We start from the raw sequence: 16,375 nt of genomic DNA, 5'->3' as shown, positions 1-16,375 counted from the left end.
AGCAAGTCCATCCTAGGGCTTAGCAGGCAAGCTTTTTCTTTACGGCATAATAGGTTTAGATTCGTCTTTGGTATAATTTCTTTGGGAAAACGCCTAAACATTTACAAATTGCTGTCGATATATGAATTGAAAGGCGGATGATGATTTCCAAATTAAGCAGACAAACCCTATTAAGGGGCTTAAAGGCATCCTTAAGCAATAACTGAATCTACATAGGTTAGAAGCTTTATTGGAATCTGATACGCCAGAAATCAAAGAAAAGGAAGTCTTTGATTTCAAAAACATATACACATGGAGGTATTTTTCACATGAGAATCAACCACAATATTGCAGCGCTTAACACACTAAACCGTTTGTCTTCAAACAACAGTGCGAGCTCAAAAAACATGGAGAAACTTTCTTCAGGTCTTCGCATCAACCGTGCGGGAGATGACGCTGCGGGTCTAGCGATCTCTGAAAAAATGAGAGGACAAATCAGAGGTCTTGAAATGGCTTCTAAAAACTCTCAAGACGGAATTTCTCTTATCCAAACAGCTGAGGGTGCATTGACTGAAACCCATGCAATCCTTCAACGTATGCGTGAACTTACTGTTCAAGCAGGAAACACAGGTACACAGCAAACTGAAGATTTAACTGCAATTAAAGATGAAATGGATGCTTTAACTGAAGAGATCGATGGAATTTCTCAACGTACTGAATTTAACGGAAAAAAACTTTTAGACGGTAGTGAAACAGCAGGATTTACATTCCAAATTGGTGCAAATGCTGGCCAAAATATTAATGTCACAATTGGTAACATGGATGCAACAACTTTAGGAGTAAAAGGTATCGATGTTTCAGCAGATGATTTTAGTTTTGACACTGAGATTGTTAAAATCGATAGTGCAATTACAAGTGTTTCAAACCAACGTGCTAAACTTGGTGCGGTACAAAACCGTCTAGAGCACACAATCAACAACCTTGGTGCTTCTTCTGAAAACTTAACAGCTGCTGAGTCTCGCATCCGTGACGTTGACATGGCGAAAGAAATGAGCGATTTCACAAAGAACAACATTCTTTCTCAAGCTTCTCAAGCGATGCTTGCTCAAGCAAACCAACAGCCGCAAAACGTGCTTCAATTGTTACGTTAATTTTGAACGGCTATCTCTTTCTGATAGTTACAGCTTGCCGACAGAGTCCATTAACTGGATGTGCCGGCAGGCTTTTTTTGTTACAATCATTTTGTGACAGCCAGGGAATCACTTGTTTTTTCAAAACAAAAAAGGCAAGATATTGTCATCTAACCTTTAGCTTTGTTTCAGTTATAATGAATGATATGTTTTCCGCAATTACAAAGTCTTCTTATACAGCTGCTTACTTACACTCATTAAATCTTGAACAATATGCGTGTTGCTGCTGTCGAGCAGCACTTTTATATATTGGATATCGTGAGAGATCGGGAAGGGTCCGTGAATCTGCTCAAGCTCGGCGATCATTTCACGATTCATTCTTTTTTGTTCATGAATCAGCTTTAACACTGATTCTTGTGTTACTGTATAGTCACTGGGATCTTTCTCCATTGCTTGTCCAGCCTCCTTGGTTGCCGTAAGCTTTTTACATATTGTAATCGGTATAGCCGGAAGATTCTACTTCTAAAACTTTTTAAAATCCAATTTCCGTAAATCGGAGCATGTCTAAAGAATGAATTTGAAACCTGAAGAGATTTTAAACGTATAAATAAGTAAAACGTCCCTGATCTTTTGTCATGGACAATTCACAATAGGAGTGTGGAATGAATTGAACCGTAATCAAGCTATTATTGCATCACTTTGTTATTTCAGTGTGTTTATTGCGCCAATCATTGTGCCGATTGTCGCTTATTTTGTTGTAAATGAGAAAGAAACAAAACGCCATGCGATACGCTCTCTTATTTCTCACATAGTTCCGTTTGTCGGCTGGCTGTTCCTTTTTATTGCTTTACTTGGCGGAGCCGTTGCGATTGATGGAGACAGCTTGCTTCCTGTATTTGTAATCATCGGGGGAGCGGTTATTTATTTCTTAGTTGTCATTGGCATTATCATTTGGAATGTGATTCAGGGCATTAAGGTCCTGCGTGAAGCATAAGTAGACAATGGGGAGGAGATCGTAATGAAGCAAGAAAAGGAACGAATCCTTAAGCTTGTTGAGGAAGGAAAGCTTACAGCACAAGAAGCTTTGACACTGATTGAAAAGCTTGACAGCGACTACAAGGAAAAAGAAGAGAAAATCACAGCGCTCTCAGTTCACGTTCATGACGAGGAAGAGCCATTTACAACGGCAAAAAAAGAAAGCGGCAAACCGTCTTTAGGAGCCAAGCTGTTTGACTGGATTGATTCTGCTGTGAAAAAGGTCAAGGAAGTTGACCTTGATTTAAACTTTGGCCATGCGTATGATGTTCAGCACATTTTTCAATTTAAAGATACTGACGTTTCCAGTGTTGAGCTGCAAATTGCCAATGGCAGCGTGAATATCGTCCCTTGGGAAGATGACGATATCAGAGCGGAATGCCAGGCGAAGGTATATCGCGCTGACAGCCAGGATGCGGCGAGACACGCATTTCTTCAGCATATTGAATGTGAAATAAAAGGAAATAAGTTTTTTATCCGTACTGAGAAAAAGACGATGAAAACGAATGTCACTTTGTATATTCCTCAGAAGGAGTATGATAAGATTCGGGTGAAGCTGTTTAACGGTCCGGTCAGAGGGGAACATTTACATGTAAAAGAGTTCTCAGCGAAAACGACAAACGGCGTACTGTCGTTCTCGCACTTAACAGCCGAAAAAGCCATAGCTGAAACGGCCAACGGGCAAATTAAACTCGCCAGCCACAGCTGCGGAACGATAGAAGCGGAAACCATTAACGGATTGATCGATCTCCGAGGGAAAAGCGAATCCATAGACGTTCAAAGCTTTAACGGAAATATTGCGATTAACGTAACAGAATCAGACTGCCGCTCCATTTATGCAAAAACAACGACTGGAAGTGTGGAGCTTGCGATTCCGGACGATCTCGCAGTGAAGGCAGAGCTGAAAAGCAATCTTGGTTCGCTGTCCCACGAATTAATGGATGTTGAGATGCTGAAGGAAAAAAATGATACCATTCAAAAAGAAATGATGTTCACTTCAAATCAGGCACATGATCAAAACATCACCGTCTTCTCAGAATCACTAACAGGCGCCATCAAACTAAAGTACTCACAGAGGTGATCGAATGAATAAGCTTTATCGCTCAGAAAAAAATAAGAAAATCGCCGGTGTTATCGGAGGTCTCGCGGAATATTTAAATTGGGACGCATCACTCCTCAGAGTCATAACTGTCATCTTAGCCATTATGACAAGTGTCTTGCCGGTTTTGCTCATTTATATCATTTGGATTTTTATCGTCCCGTCAGAAAGGGATATGAAATGACATGGTAAAATGGGCAGTCAGCATTTTAGTCAATGCATTGTTATTAATCGTCATTGATGGATATATTGACTCCATCCATATCAGCAGCATCGGGGCAGCGATTATCGCCAGCCTCATTTTATCGATCTTAAACGTGCTGATTAAACCGCTTTTGATTATCTTTACACTGCCAGTCACGATGGTGACGCTTGGACTCTTCTTGTTTGTGATTAACGCCATCACGCTTATGATGACCGCGTCCATTATGGGTGACAGCTTTCAAATCGACGGCTTCGGCACAGCGATATGGGCATCCGTTATCCTGTCGGTCTTCCATTTGCTGATTCAAAAAGGCATTTTAGAGCCGCTTAGAAAAAAATAAAAAAAGCTGCCCGCAAAGGCAGCTTTTTTACATGTTCTGCAGCCTCCTTAAAAAATTGTGAAGTGAAGTGTTCGCTTTTTGTCAGCAGTCCCGCGTATATGTCGTATACCATCTGCTTTGTCAGATTGGATATTGTTTAAAAATGAACTCATAAGCTTCCCTGTTCAGACGCAAAATACATGAAAAGGGAGGTGCTTTGATGAGGAAATACACGGTTATTGCTTCTATATTATTGTCTTTTCTTTCCGTTTTGTCTGGCGGCCATCATGAATCGAAAGCTTTTCCTGTTGTTCAGCAGGAACCATTTCAGACGCCTCATTACATACCCTTGCTTGAAAATCCTCCTCAAATTGATGTGAAAGCTGAAATGAGAAGCAATCTAATGATTGAGGCTCAAGTTCGCGATAATTCGTATCAAGCATTTTCCGCCTTTCTTTTTTATAAACAAAGTAATGAGCTGGGCTACAAAATGGTGCCGATGGACCCGACCCCCGGAGCGGTCCGCAAGTTTTTGGCACAAATTCCGAAACGTTTGATTTGGAACAGCGAGCTTGAGTATTACATTGTGATGTCGAATGGGAAGCAGCGGGTTGAGTCGGAGACGAAGAAACTGAAGCTTGAAGGATACCAGGCTGACCTTGCCCATATTCCGGAGCTTCTGATCACAGAGCTGGCGGTTGATACGAAGAATATAGGACGCGCAGACGGTTATGAATTTATTGAGATTTTTAATACGACTGACAGAACGATTGATTTTAAAGACTACCATATCCGTTACCGCTACCCAAAAGAAGGGCCTGACTCCGATCTGATTTGGAGACCTGATGAAAGGATCTTGATACCATCCGGCGAAACGTTTGTCGTCTGGCTGAAGCCTGCCGGGCATCCAGAATTGACGTCAGCGGATTTCAATCGTTATTATCAGACACAACTAAAAGAAGGAAAAAATCTTGCGGTGATAGACGAGACAGAGGGTATGGCCAATACGAGGCCGCGGGCCGTTGTGATATCAACGAATACAGGAAAGGACATTTCGGTTGCGCATTATCGGAAACATGCGCTGCGCCGGCTGTCATCAGTGCTTTATAAGTATCCACTGAACGGAACAGCAGAACTTCTGAACATTTCAATCGGGGAAAAGAATCCGTCTCCCGGAACCGTATTACAGGCACAGGTGCCCGACCAGAAACGGAAAATCAAGCTCGATAAAGAAAAGCCGGTTATTGAGGATTTGACTGACCGCAAGCCTGTCCGCCCTGCTGAAAGCATTGAGCTGCGGGCTGACATACGGGACCGAAGTCTAGTGAAAACAGCTGCCTTTTACTACCGGACGGATGAGAACAAACCGTTTAAGCGAATTCTTGCTGAAAAAGACCGTAACGATAATCTCTACCATTATATTGTGTATTCGCCTGAATTGATCGGGAAGGATCAACTAGAGTATTATGTGGCGGCCGGGGACGGGATCAATGAAGCGAGAACGCCGGTCAAAATGATTGATATTAAACAAACAAGCAAGGCGCACGGTCTGCGGTTGAATATTGAAAACAGAGACACGCTGTCGGGAACTCAATTTCTCAAAGCCACGACAGAAGGGCGAGCTGACCGCATTAAGCTATGGATTGACGGGAGAAAACAAGTGACAGAGCCCGCGATGGAAAAAGAAGTATATTTTGCATTCGATACGAGGAAAACGAACCTTTATTTTAAAAACGCGGTAACGATTGAAGGCAAAGTGCTGAAGGTGTTCGATGATACAACAAATAAATACCGCACCTATTCTGTTCCATTGCCAGAGACACTGCTTCGGAAAGGGAAGCAGCTGCAGCGTATTACGATACGTTCAGGTTCGAAGGTGTCTCCGTTTGATACTGCTGAAAACCGTGATGACTTCTTAGTCAAAAACGCCCGATTGGTGTTATCAGATGGAACGGTGATCAGGGATCAGAGGGTGTCCCCTGAGAAGGAACTCTTTATTGGCGATAATCAGCGCTCAAATAAAAGCTGGCAATTTCAGTTCAATCTGCCTGACGGACTATTTACATCACAGCTGCTGGAGTGGGATACATCAAAGCTTTCTGAAGGCGCTCACCATATTCAAGCAAGCGACGGGAAGGAAAATGTCAGCCTGGTTGTACGGGTAGATAATTCAGGACCTCACATTGAGCCGAATATCACCGAGGGGCAAACGTATAAAGGAAACCTTATCCTGCAGGCGGATATGTATGATAAATGGAGCAGAATTGAGGAAGCGGAGGCGTCGTTAGATGGAGAAAGCATTACACTCCCATATCATACGTCATCTTCTGACCTTTTGCCGGGAAAACATTCTCTAAAAGTGACAGCAACGGATCTCGCGGGCAATAAAACAGTGATTGAGAGGATATTTAAAACCGAACGAGAGCATCCGGACCAGCCGGAGGTTATAGACAGCGAAGCCGACACGCATAAGGCCAAGATTTCTGTACGGGTGAAAGATCCGACGAATGATGCCATGGATGTTGGTTTTTATAGGGGATTTCAATATACAGCGCGCAATCATGTGAAAATATTTAAGCACGCGTCACTGACTGAACCGCCGAAAAGCTTTGTGCCGGAAAGGGAGATCCCATTTACGAATAAAGAATTGGAGCGGGTATCAGCTGCTGATGGAAAAACAGTATCGACAGAAAACAAAGAGCTTTTCCCTTATCATCGCTTTGAAGTGACGGTTGATCCATCAATTGATGAGAATGATCTGGCAGAAGCAGTCTGGAAGGGCAGTTCTTTGCCGGGGAGAAAGGTGACGATGTATGCTTGGAATTATCGGACAAACGAATGGCAGCCTGTTGACAGCTTCGTAGCGAAGGATGACAAACCGTTTACGCTGAAAGCGTCTGTGATTGCCGCCGATTTTGTACGGGAGTCGAAAATGAATGTGATTGTACAGGATGAAATTCCTCCTGCGAAGGATATGTACACATTTGTCTGGATGTCTGATACACAGTATTACGCCGAAAGCTATCCGCATATTTTTGATAAACAGACCGAATGGATAAAAGATAATCAAAAGCAGCTCAATATCAAATATGTGTTCCACACGGGTGATATTGTAGATGATTCCGCCGATATCAGACAGTGGAAAAACGCTGATCGGTCAATGTCCGTTCTGGATAAGAGCGGAATTCCTTACGGCGTGCTGGCCGGCAATCACGATGTCGGACATAAGGACGGCTCCTACAGGGCGTTTGGCAAATATTTTGGCAGCGATCGTTTTGATAAAAAATTGCATTATGGCGGTTCCTATAAAAATAACCGCGGACATTATGACCTGATTTCTAGCAACGGCAATGATTATATCATGCTGTACATGGGATGGGGCATTACGGATGAAGACATCGCGTGGATGAATCAGGTGCTGAAGAAACACCCTGACCGGATGGCCATTTTAGCTTTTCATGAGTATTTGCTGGTCAGCGGAAACAGAAGCCCAATCGGAGAGAAAATATTCAAAGAAATCGTAAAGCCGAACCCGAATGTCGTGATGGTATTGAGCGGGCATTATCATAGTGCGATGAGAAAAACAGATGAGCTGGATGATGATGGTGATGGGAAGCCGGATCGTCTTGTGCATCAAATGCTGGCCGATTATCAGGGCGGGCCAGAAGGCGGTCAAGGGTATTTGCGTTTGCTTCAATTTGACCAGGCCAATGACATGGTGCACGTATCGACGTATTCTCCGTATGTAAAGGATAAGAATTACTATGATACGGATACCTATGGCAACAAGGATGAATTTTCCCTTTCGCTTGATTTGAAGCCAAGAATCAAAAAGGTGGAAACCGATTATTTTGAATGTAATGTATATACCAATGAAGAGCTCGGAAAACGGGAGCAAGTGAAGAGCGGGGATACAGCTGAATTCCGCTGGGATCACCTTGAACCGCAGTCTGTTTATTATTGGTACATTATAGTGGAAGACAGTTTTAACGGCAAAACGAAATCACCGATCTGGAAGTTCAAGACGAAAAAAGAAACATATCGTCCGGCACCAGACCAGTTTGATTTTCGCCATGTCTCCAATCCTTAAAAAGGGTTGGAGGCTTTTTTTATGAAAGACGATCCATATAGTGGACAAATGTATAACGGTCGCCTCTGTATACGGATTTTGCATGCTCAAAAGCAGTTCCGTTCTGCAGATATGTTGTTCGTTTAATTAATAGGACTGGCGCTCCCTTTTGAATACCAAGAATGTTCGCTTCTTCCGTGGTGGCAGCGCTTGGCTCAAGCTCCTGTTTTGCACGGGAAATCGGTATGCTGTTGTACCTTTCAATATGATCATAGATCGATGACTGAAAATGCGATTCGTTCAATTCACCCGCAAGCTCAAACGGAATATGTGAGGACTCAATCGCCATCGGAATATCATTTGCCAGCCGCACCCGAGTGATTTTATGGATAGAGGAGGGGTGCCCGAAGCCTAATATAGCCGCGAGCTCCTCAGTTGAATCAATAAGCTGATAATCAATGAGCCTGCTGCCCGGTGTCATCCCGCGGCTTTTCATATCCTCGGTAAAGCTTGTCAGCCCTTGAAGTGCTTGTTCCATTTTTGGCTTGCTGACAAAGGTGCCCCGCCCTTTCAGGCGATAGAGCAAGCCTTCATTAACTAAATTAGAAAGCGCCTGGCGAACTGTCATCCGGCTGATCCCGAATTGTTCGGCATATTCGCGCTCAGAAGGAAGAGGCATATCCGGCTGCAGTTCTCCGCTCTTAATTTGGGTTTTTAATTGCTCCATAATCTGATAATAAATCGGAATAGGCGATTGTTTATTGATATTCATAAGTCAGCATGTTCCTTTCAAGGTCTTAATGACGCGGCTTCACGATCAATCAAAACCGTAACATCGGAATGCAGGTGCAAAGCAGATGCGGGAAAATCTTCGCTGATGTTTCCTTCTAACAGCTTATGAACAGCTTCCGCTTTGCTTTTTCCAGAAATAAGCAGCAGAATGCGCTTGCTTGAGAGTATCGTTTGAATTCCCATTGTCAATGCTTTTTTCGGCACGCTGTCTATGGAGGGAAAATATCTGGCATTCGCTTGGCGGGTTTGCTCATTTAATGTCACAACATGAGTTCGCGACTTGAAAGACGTTCCCGGTTCGTTAAAGCCGATGTGTCCGTTTCGGCCGATGCCGAGAAGCTGAATGTCAGTGCCGCCGAGGGACTCGACTAGCTGTTCATACCGTCTGCATTCGTCCTCCAAATCGTCTGCATTTCCATTCGGAATAAAATGCCGGCTAGGCTTGCTGTCGATATGCTGAAATAAACGGTCATTCATATAGAAGTGATAGCTGTTCGGGTCATTGCTTGAAAGTCTGGCGTACTCATCCAAATTAACTGTAGTGACGTTTTGAAATGAGAGATTCTCAGTTTGGTGCAGGCGGATCAGCTCGCGATACGTGCCTTCCGGTGTGCCGCCCGTCGCTAACCCGAGAACGGCATCAGGTTTTTCTTTGATTGTATCTGCCGTTATTCTGGCTGCTTTTTGGCTTAGCTCTTCATACGTTTGACATTCCATTACTTTCATATCTGGTCAGCCTCCTTGGATATAAATGCAATGTTTCCGCGGCAAATGGTGAGAATCACCTCGCAATCACTGCTGACAATCACCAAATCTGCATCTTTTCCCACAGTCACACTGCCTTTTCGGTCAAAGATGCCCAGCTGTTTGGCCGCGTTTGCAGAAGTTATATTAGCTATATCCGTCCAAGAGCAATTTGTAAACTCACGCATATGCCGTGCGCCTTCGTTCATTTTGAGGATCGAACCGGCAAGGGTTCCGTCTGAAAGAAGAGCTGTTCGTCCTCTTACCGTCACACTTTGGCCGCCGAACTCATATACGCCGTCTTTCAGGCCTTTTGCCCTCATGGAATCGGTAATTAAAATGAGCTTGCTGCTACCTTTCGCCAAAAAAGCAAGCTTTGCAGCTAAAGGGTGGGAGTGAATGCCATCGGCGATAAGCTCTGTCACAAACCCATCATGGGCCAGCGCCGTTCCGATCACTCCGGGCTCTCGGTGATGAAACGGGCTCATCGCGTTGTACAGATGGGTCATATGGCTCGCCCCTGCTTTTGCGGCATCCGACAGCAATGCGGAATCGGCATCCGTGTGCCCCATGGATGCGATAATCGATTCGTCTTTCAAATGGCGGATCAGTTCAAAATGCTGATCCTCCTCCGGCGCAAGTGTAACAATTTTGATCAGTCCGCCCGCCTCCTGCTGCCACTTTTTGAAAAGCGCAACATCCGAAGGCCTAATCCACTCCTTTGGCTGCGCTCCGGCTCTTTTAGGCGAAACAAAGGGGCCCTCTAAATGAATGCCGAGCAGTTCTGCACCTAATAAAGAGGACTCTTCAGCCGCTTTCCACTCTCTTGCGTTCACCAAAGCTTGAGAAATGTTCCCATGCTCTTGGGTAATCGTTGTGGCTAAAAAGCTCGTCGTGCCTTCTTCGGGCAGTCTTGACGACATGATGTCGAGCGTGGAAAAGCTAGCATCCATCGTATCTGCGCCATAGCCGCCGTGGATATGAATGTCAATCATGCCGGGAAGCAAAACGGAATCCGCAGGTGCTTGAATCTCTTTTGAATATGACTCCTTGGGCCGTTCTGTTGAGACTGTGCTGATTTTTCCGTCATTGATTCCGACATAGCCGTTTTTGATTACTTCATTTTCTGTCACGATCGCAATGTCTTTGATAAGAAGACTCTCTGCCATAGATGATCCGCCTTTCTGGAATTTGAATACCTTTATTTTACTCTTTTTCAGACTAGTGATCTAGACCAGCTGAGGTGTTTTCCCGCCTTTTATAAAATCTGTTTTAGGTTCAAGCCTGAAAGTGATAAAATGAAAGTATTGTGAGCAAGCTCGGGGCAGCCCGGAACAGGAGGAACATATCGTGGCAAAGGTTCGCACAAAAGACGTAATGGAACAGTTCAATTTGGAATTAATCAGCGGAGAAGAAGGAATTAACCGCCCGATTACAATGAGTGACCTATCAAGACCAGGCATTGAAATTGCCGGATATTTTACATATTACCCGAGAGAGCGCGTGCAGCTTCTCGGAAAAACAGAGCTTTCTTTCTTTGAACAGCTTCCTGAAGAGGAGAAAAAACAGCGAATGGATTCTCTGTGCACTGATGTAACACCAGCTATTATTCTTTCTAGAGATATGCCCATCCCGCAGGAGCTGATTGACGCCTCCGAGAAAAATGGGGTGCCTGTCCTCAGATCGCCGCTGAAAACGACAAGACTGTCAAGCCGTTTAACCAACTTCCTTGAGAGCAGGCTGGCGCCTACCACAGCAATTCATGGCGTTCTTGTCGATATATATGGTGTCGGCGTGCTGATCACAGGAAAAAGCGGCGTCGGAAAAAGCGAAACAGCGCTGGAGCTTGTGAAAAGAGGGCATCGCCTTGTTGCCGATGATTGCGTTGAAATACGGCAGGAGGATCAGGATACTCTTGTGGGAAACGCTCCGGAATTAATTGAGCACCTTCTTGAGATCAGGGGCCTTGGCATTATCAATGTGATGACGCTATTTGGCGCTGGCGCGGTCAGAAGCAATAAACGAATCACGATTGTCATGAATCTTGAACTCTGGGAGCAGGGCAAGCAATACGACCGGCTCGGACTTGAGGAAGAGACCATGAAAATCATTGATACAGAAATTACAAAACTGACGATTCCCGTCCGCCCAGGCCGAAATCTTGCAGTCATCATCGAAGTGGCAGCAATGAACTTCAGATTGAAGCGGATGGGGCTGAATGCCGCTGAACAATTTACCAACAAGCTGGCGGACGTCATTGAAGACGGTGAACAAGAAGAATAGGAGTTGGCGTTAAATGAATGAAGCGATAGAACCACTCAATCCGATAGCATTTCAGCTGGGGCCGTTAGCCGTCCATTGGTACGGAATCATTATCGGTCTCGGTGCTTTGCTCGGGCTGTGGATTGCGATGAGGGAAAGTGAAAAACGGGGGCTGCAGAAAGATACGTTTATTGATCTTGTCCTGTTTGCCATTCCAATTGCGATTATTTGCGCACGAATTTATTACGTTGCCTTTGAATGGGACTATTATGCGGCACATCCGGGAGAAATCATTAAGATTTGGAAGGGCGGCATTGCCATTCATGGCGGATTAATCGGCGCCATTTTAACGGGTTATGTGTTTTCGAGAGTGAAAAACCTTTCGTTCTGGAAGCTTGCGGATATTGCCGCGCCCAGCATTTTGCTCGGCCAGGCGATCGGCCGCTGGGGGAACTTCATGAATCAGGAAGCGCACGGCGAGGCTGTCAGCAGAGCCTTTTTAGAAAACCTGCACCTGCCTGAATTTATCATCAATCAAATGTATATCAATGGGCAATATTATCATCCTACTTTTTTATATGAATCACTATGGAGCTTTGTCGGCGTCATTGTTTTACTGCTGCTGCGCAGAGCGAATTTGCGTAGAGGCGAGATGTTCTTGATCTATATCATTTGGTATTCAATCGGAAGATACTTTATTGAAGGAATGCGGACTGACAGCTTAATGCTGACTGATTCACTTCGCATCGCTCAGGTGATTTCAATCGTATTGATTGTTTTGGCTGTGGCAGCCATCATCTTCAGACGCGTCAAGGGATATTCGAAGGAGCGGTACGCGGAGTAGACGTCAACAAAGGGGGATGAGGGATGAAGAAGATCTTTCTGGCCGGTCTTGCAGCAGGTTTTCAAACAACATGGACGCTGGGTAAAGTGATTTTCCCGGTAACGCTATTGGTCACTTTGCTTCAGCATACCCCTGTCATGGATTGGCTTGTACGGCTGATTACACCGGTAATGGGTCTCTTCGGGCTTTCTGGTGAAGCGGCCATTCCGCTTGTACTGGGAAATATGCTGAATCTGTATGCGGGAATTGCCGGGATTTTAACATTGGATTTATCTGTGAAAGAAGTCTTTATTTTAGCTGTTATGCTTTCTTTCTGTCATAACTTGATTATCGAATCGACAGTTGCCGCAAAGGTTGGTATCAGAATTGGCGTCATATTGGCCGTGCGCATCGGTTTGGCCGCTGTGTCAGCCATCGTCATCAACCTCATTTGGCATGGCGGAAAGGAAACGGCGCAGTACGGTTTTATCGCTGCGAAGAGCGCGGCGCCAGACAGCTGGCTAGGAATGTTGGCAGAAGCATTAACGAAAGCCGGACTTGGTGTTTTGCAGCTGGCGGCAATTGTCATCCCGCTGATGATTATCATCCAGTTTTTAAGAGATTTAGGCTGGCTGCATCGGTTTTCCAGGTGGCTGTCGCCGTTTACGCAGCTGCTTGGCATGAATAAAAATACGTCTATGACGATGGTGGCGGGACTGACGATTGGTCTGGCCTACGGAGCGGGTGTCATGATCAAAGCTGTCGAGGATGACGGCGTGAGCAAGCGGGATATGACATTGGCATTTATATTTCTCGTTGCCTGCCACGCGGTCGTGGAAGATACACTTGTCTTTATTCCGCTTGGCATACCGGTCTGGCCGCTTCTTTTGATTCGTGTCACCACAGCAGTTCTGCTGACAATGGCTATTGCGCACACGTGGAAAAAATGGAAACCCTCAGCGGTTGGAAAGGAAGCAATATGAGTGACAAACAAGTAACGACGATTCTGTTTGATTTAGACGGAACGCTTATTAATACGAATGAATTAATTATCGCGTCCTTTTTGCATACACTGGAGCATTATTATCCGAGCAAGTATAAACGAGAAGATGTCCTTGCGTTTATCGGGCCGTCTCTTTTTGAAACGTTCTCTTCGATGGACCCTGATAAATGCGAGGATATGATCGCCATGTACAGAGCATACAATCATGACATGCATGATTCACTCGTGACTGAATATGAAACGGTATATGAGACTCTGGAAGCATTAAAAAAAGCCGGCTTTACATTAGGGATTGTGACAACAAAATTAAGAGATACTGTCAATATGGGCCTCAAGCTCACGGGAATCGGCGAATTCTTTGAAACAGTTGTCACCCTTGATGATGTGACGAATGCAAAGCCTGATCCCGAGCCTGTGCTGTTAGCGCTGAAACAGTTAGGAAGCAAGCCCGAGGAAGCCATTATGGTCGGAGATAATTACCACGATGTGCTGGCAGGCAAAAACGCCGGTACAAAAACGGCAGGAGTCGCATGGACGATTAAAGGGCCGGAAATGCTGGCGAAGCATGAGCCGGATTTTATGCTTGAGAAAATGAGTGATCTATTACAAATCGTTGGAGTGAAGTAATCTGTGAGAAAAACAGATCGTCATCCGGTCTCGGGGGCCAACTCACTGTGGCATGTCTATCAAACGGTACCTTTTTTAAAGGTCGTCAAAAATTTCATTGTCATTCAAATTGCGAGATATACGCCGTTTATAGGGATGAAAAACTGGCTGTACCGTACATTTCTGCGGATGAAGGTTGGAAATCAGACATCCTTTGCCCTCATGGTGATGCCAGATATCATGTTTCCGGAAAAGATCTCAGTCGGAACAAATACAATCATCGGGTACAATACGACCATTCTGGCCCATGAGTATTTGATTCACGAATACCGGATCGGCACAGTTCTGATCGGAGACGAAGTGATGATTGGTGCCAACACGACCATTCTGCCCGGGGTGAAAATAGGAGATGGCGCAGTTGTGTCCGCCGGAACACTTGTCCATAAAGACGTGCCTGCCGGCGCATTTGTCGGCGGAAATCCGATGAGGATCATCTATACGAAGGAAGAAATGCAAGAAAGATTGAAAAAGTCCGCTGAATAACATCAGCGGACTTTTTTGGTTAAAATTGAGTGTTGTTGTTTTCGTAAATATGCTGAACACCAATCCATTTTTGACCGACATTAGAGTAGCGTGTATTTGTCATTCTGACCGTGCTTGTTTTGCTGTCCGTCCGGAATATCGCTTCCTTCATGTTTGTGATGGTGCACTTATCGATGATCACATCAACGTGGAAGGTTGAACCGCCAAGCTGTCTTATGAACTTTCCGCCATTGTCTGCCGTGAAGTTTTTCACTGTGAATGTACTGGCTTTATTGATTTGGAATATCTTATCTGACGCTTTTTGTGCAGAACCGCCGTCGATCGTCACTTTTCCTTCCTTCTTCACCGTTAACGCATCCTCACCAACATCTTCCCATTTCACATTCTGAATGTTAACGTTTCCATAAGTGTGTACGCCATCAGCGGCAGGGGCGCCAAGCACCACATTTTTCAGGGTTGCACCATCCTCCACACGAAAAACAGGGTCTTGGTTTTCTGACTGGCTTCCGTCGCCTAATTCTTTCCCTGCCACAAACCGCTGTCCTTTCCCGTCATATGTTGTATTTTTTGGTACGATAATTGTTTCGTGCACCACTTTGTCTGCTGCAAAAGCGGTTGATGACTGAAACTGGCTGAACCCCATAACCAAACCGAACATAAATAGGATAGACACGAATTTTTTCAATGATAAATCCTCCCCGGATATCTTTCATTTTTTGCAAGAGAAGCGTCAGCGACTTGCACCGGCTTCTCTCGCATAGATCGGGGCAAGGCTGAATCTGCTTTAATCATAAAAACAGATAGCCTGAAAGTAAAGATAATTCTGGATGATAAATGGAAAATGAATCAATCTTACCGATTGAAACAAAAAGCATGAATATTGTCGTATTTGCTCAGGATAGAGCATAGTGAGGCTTCAGGTGTTTACTTTTGAATAACCACGGCCTGGCTGCCCATTTGTTTCCACGCTTTTTCAAAGCTTGTTCTATCGGTTTTTCTGTTTTTATAGCCATACGGATCATTGAGATACACATATTTATCATCATATCCCGTAACGGCGACGCTGTGTTCGCTGTACGTAATCTCTATCGTTCCGTTTGGCGTTTTCCATGTCTGCATGTTGTCAACTGGCGTAAAGTTGGCTGTCGTAATAACCCAAACTGGATTGCCTTTTTCAAGCTGTTCATAAACAGCAGAAATGCTTTTTCCAGTCAGGTCAAACACTTTGTCTCCCGCATAGGTTTTCGCCAGCTGATAGATCGGTCGATGGTAGACACCGAGACCAGGGCCATTCGCCATATCCCCGACAAATCCGTCATTCGGATCACCCTTTAATCCGCTGCTGTATGTCAAAGGCACTGTGGCAACCTGATTTGCCAGGGTGTTTTTTGTCACGTCGTATCCCGCGTAATTCAGCACCATTGCAAGGCTTGTTACTTCACAGCCGTTATAGAGCCGGGGTGCGTCCATTTGATTGTAAAGGATGACATCCAGCGGTTTTGCGCTTCCCTTCAGCTCCTTTTTGCTATTCGCAGCTGAGTCTGTATCGCTATCAGAAACCACTTTTTTAAGGCTGTTCAAAAAAGGAATATCTATATCTTTTGCATCTATTTTAAGTCCGAAAAAAATAACGCCTGAAAGAATCATCAGGACACATAGAGTTCGCAGTGTTTTCATCTTTATCTCCTTGTTCTCTATTTGATTTGTATTATAGCATGCCAAACATAAAGAATTTGAGATATTACGTACCTTTAATACATTATTCA

General features: G+C 44.7%; 17 protein-coding genes. 11 read left to right on the top strand and 6 right to left on the bottom strand.

What is annotated here, in order from left to right:
* The first annotated feature begins 308 nt into the window (after positions 1 to 308).
* Positions 309 to 1,130, top strand: coding sequence for a flagellin Hag (gene hag / locus NSQ12_RS18600; protein WP_029318328.1), 822 nt, complete (start codon positions 309 to 311; stop codon positions 1,128 to 1,130).
* Positions 1,131 to 1,328: 198 nt separating this feature from the next.
* Here hag and NSQ12_RS18595 read toward each other — a convergent pair whose 3' ends face one another.
* Positions 1,329 to 1,559 carry a hypothetical protein gene (locus NSQ12_RS18595; RefSeq protein ID WP_003235419.1) on the bottom strand — a complete coding sequence of 77 codons (231 nt, stop codon included), beginning with the start codon at positions 1,557 to 1,559 and terminating at the stop codon, positions 1,329 to 1,331.
* 217 nt (positions 1,560 to 1,776) lie between these two features.
* Between NSQ12_RS18595 and yvlA the strand changes: the two genes are divergently transcribed.
* From yvlA to NSQ12_RS18570, 5 genes are all read left to right on the top strand, one after another.
* Positions 1,777 to 2,103, top strand: a complete 327-nt coding sequence (yvlA, locus tag NSQ12_RS18590) for a protein YvlA (RefSeq protein WP_032726939.1) — start codon at positions 1,777 to 1,779, stop codon at positions 2,101 to 2,103.
* Between the two features lie 24 nt (positions 2,104 to 2,127).
* On the top strand, positions 2,128 to 3,225 hold the full coding sequence (locus tag NSQ12_RS18585; protein WP_128422427.1) for a DUF4097 domain-containing protein: 1,098 nt from the start codon (positions 2,128 to 2,130) through the stop codon (positions 3,223 to 3,225).
* 4 nt (positions 3,226 to 3,229) lie between these two features.
* Entirely contained in the window at positions 3,230 to 3,427 is a 198-nt protein-coding gene (locus tag NSQ12_RS18580) for a PspC domain-containing protein (protein ID WP_128422426.1), read from the top strand.
* Position 3,428: 1 nt separating this feature from the next.
* Complete coding sequence (locus NSQ12_RS18575) at positions 3,429 to 3,788, top strand: phage holin family protein (RefSeq protein ID WP_003228066.1); 360 nt, start codon at positions 3,429 to 3,431, stop codon at positions 3,786 to 3,788.
* Between the two features lie 199 nt (positions 3,789 to 3,987).
* Positions 3,988 to 7,857 (top strand): metallophosphoesterase, encoded by a 3,870-nt coding sequence (locus tag NSQ12_RS18570; protein ID WP_339175337.1) that lies wholly within the window; start codon positions 3,988 to 3,990, stop codon positions 7,855 to 7,857.
* A gap of 19 nt (positions 7,858 to 7,876) precedes the next feature.
* Here the strand turns inward: NSQ12_RS18570 and nagR are convergent, their stop codons facing one another.
* The 3 genes from nagR to nagA are packed head-to-tail and all read right to left on the bottom strand — an operon-like array spanning position 7,877 to position 10,541.
* Positions 7,877 to 8,608: an N-acetylglucosamine utilization transcriptional regulator NagR gene (gene nagR / locus NSQ12_RS18565; RefSeq protein WP_339175335.1), complete on the bottom strand. Its 732-nt coding sequence runs from the start codon at positions 8,606 to 8,608 to the stop codon at positions 7,877 to 7,879.
* 17 nt (positions 8,609 to 8,625) lie between these two features.
* Positions 8,626 to 9,354 carry a glucosamine-6-phosphate deaminase gene (gene nagB / locus NSQ12_RS18560; RefSeq protein ID WP_224913087.1) on the bottom strand — a complete coding sequence of 243 codons (729 nt, stop codon included), beginning with the start codon at positions 9,352 to 9,354 and terminating at the stop codon, positions 8,626 to 8,628.
* Complete coding sequence (gene nagA / locus NSQ12_RS18555; protein ID WP_014481023.1) at positions 9,351 to 10,541, bottom strand: N-acetylglucosamine-6-phosphate deacetylase; 1,191 nt, start codon at positions 10,539 to 10,541, stop codon at positions 9,351 to 9,353. The genes nagB and nagA overlap by 4 nt, the downstream gene beginning before the upstream one ends.
* A gap of 181 nt (positions 10,542 to 10,722) precedes the next feature.
* On the opposite strand from nagA, the gene hprK reads away from it, so the two are divergent.
* The 5 genes from hprK to hprF are packed head-to-tail and all read left to right on the top strand — an operon-like array spanning position 10,723 to position 14,609.
* A complete protein-coding gene (gene hprK, locus NSQ12_RS18550; RefSeq protein ID WP_003228097.1) occupies positions 10,723 to 11,655 on the top strand; it encodes an HPr(Ser) kinase/phosphatase in 933 nt (310 codons plus the stop codon).
* 13 nt (positions 11,656 to 11,668) lie between these two features.
* Positions 11,669 to 12,478: a prolipoprotein diacylglyceryl transferase gene (lgt, locus tag NSQ12_RS18545; protein WP_003242661.1), complete on the top strand. Its 810-nt coding sequence runs from the start codon at positions 11,669 to 11,671 to the stop codon at positions 12,476 to 12,478.
* A gap of 23 nt (positions 12,479 to 12,501) precedes the next feature.
* Positions 12,502 to 13,440 carry a nucleoside recognition domain-containing protein gene (locus NSQ12_RS18540; RefSeq protein ID WP_017695286.1) on the top strand — a complete coding sequence of 313 codons (939 nt, stop codon included), beginning with the start codon at positions 12,502 to 12,504 and terminating at the stop codon, positions 13,438 to 13,440.
* Complete coding sequence (gene ppaX / locus NSQ12_RS18535) at positions 13,437 to 14,087, top strand: pyrophosphatase PpaX (protein WP_029318337.1); 651 nt, start codon at positions 13,437 to 13,439, stop codon at positions 14,085 to 14,087. The genes NSQ12_RS18540 and ppaX overlap by 4 nt, the downstream gene beginning before the upstream one ends.
* Before the next feature lie 3 nt (positions 14,088 to 14,090).
* The gene (gene hprF / locus NSQ12_RS18530; RefSeq protein WP_003228107.1) at positions 14,091 to 14,609 is read left to right on the top strand and encodes a heptaprenylglyceryl phosphate O-acetyltransferase; all 519 of its coding nucleotides are present in this window, start codon (positions 14,091 to 14,093) and stop codon (positions 14,607 to 14,609) included.
* 19 nt (positions 14,610 to 14,628) lie between these two features.
* Here hprF and pelC read toward each other — a convergent pair whose 3' ends face one another.
* Together pelC and NSQ12_RS18520 are read right to left on the bottom strand one after the other, a co-directional pair.
* Entirely contained in the window at positions 14,629 to 15,294 is a 666-nt protein-coding gene (gene pelC, locus NSQ12_RS18525) for a pectate/pectin lyase PelC (RefSeq protein ID WP_015251135.1), read from the bottom strand.
* Between the two features lie 239 nt (positions 15,295 to 15,533).
* Positions 15,534 to 16,286, bottom strand: coding sequence for a C39 family peptidase (locus tag NSQ12_RS18520; protein WP_015251136.1), 753 nt, complete (start codon positions 16,284 to 16,286; stop codon positions 15,534 to 15,536).
* Positions 16,287 to 16,375 lie beyond the last annotated feature (89 nt).

This window comes from Bacillus sp. PS95, assembly GCF_037963565.1.
GTDB classification, from domain to species: Bacteria; Bacillota; Bacilli; order Bacillales; family Bacillaceae; genus Bacillus; species Bacillus subtilis.
Note: the sequence above shows the minus strand (reverse complement) of the source record. Positions and strands in the feature narration are given on the sequence as shown.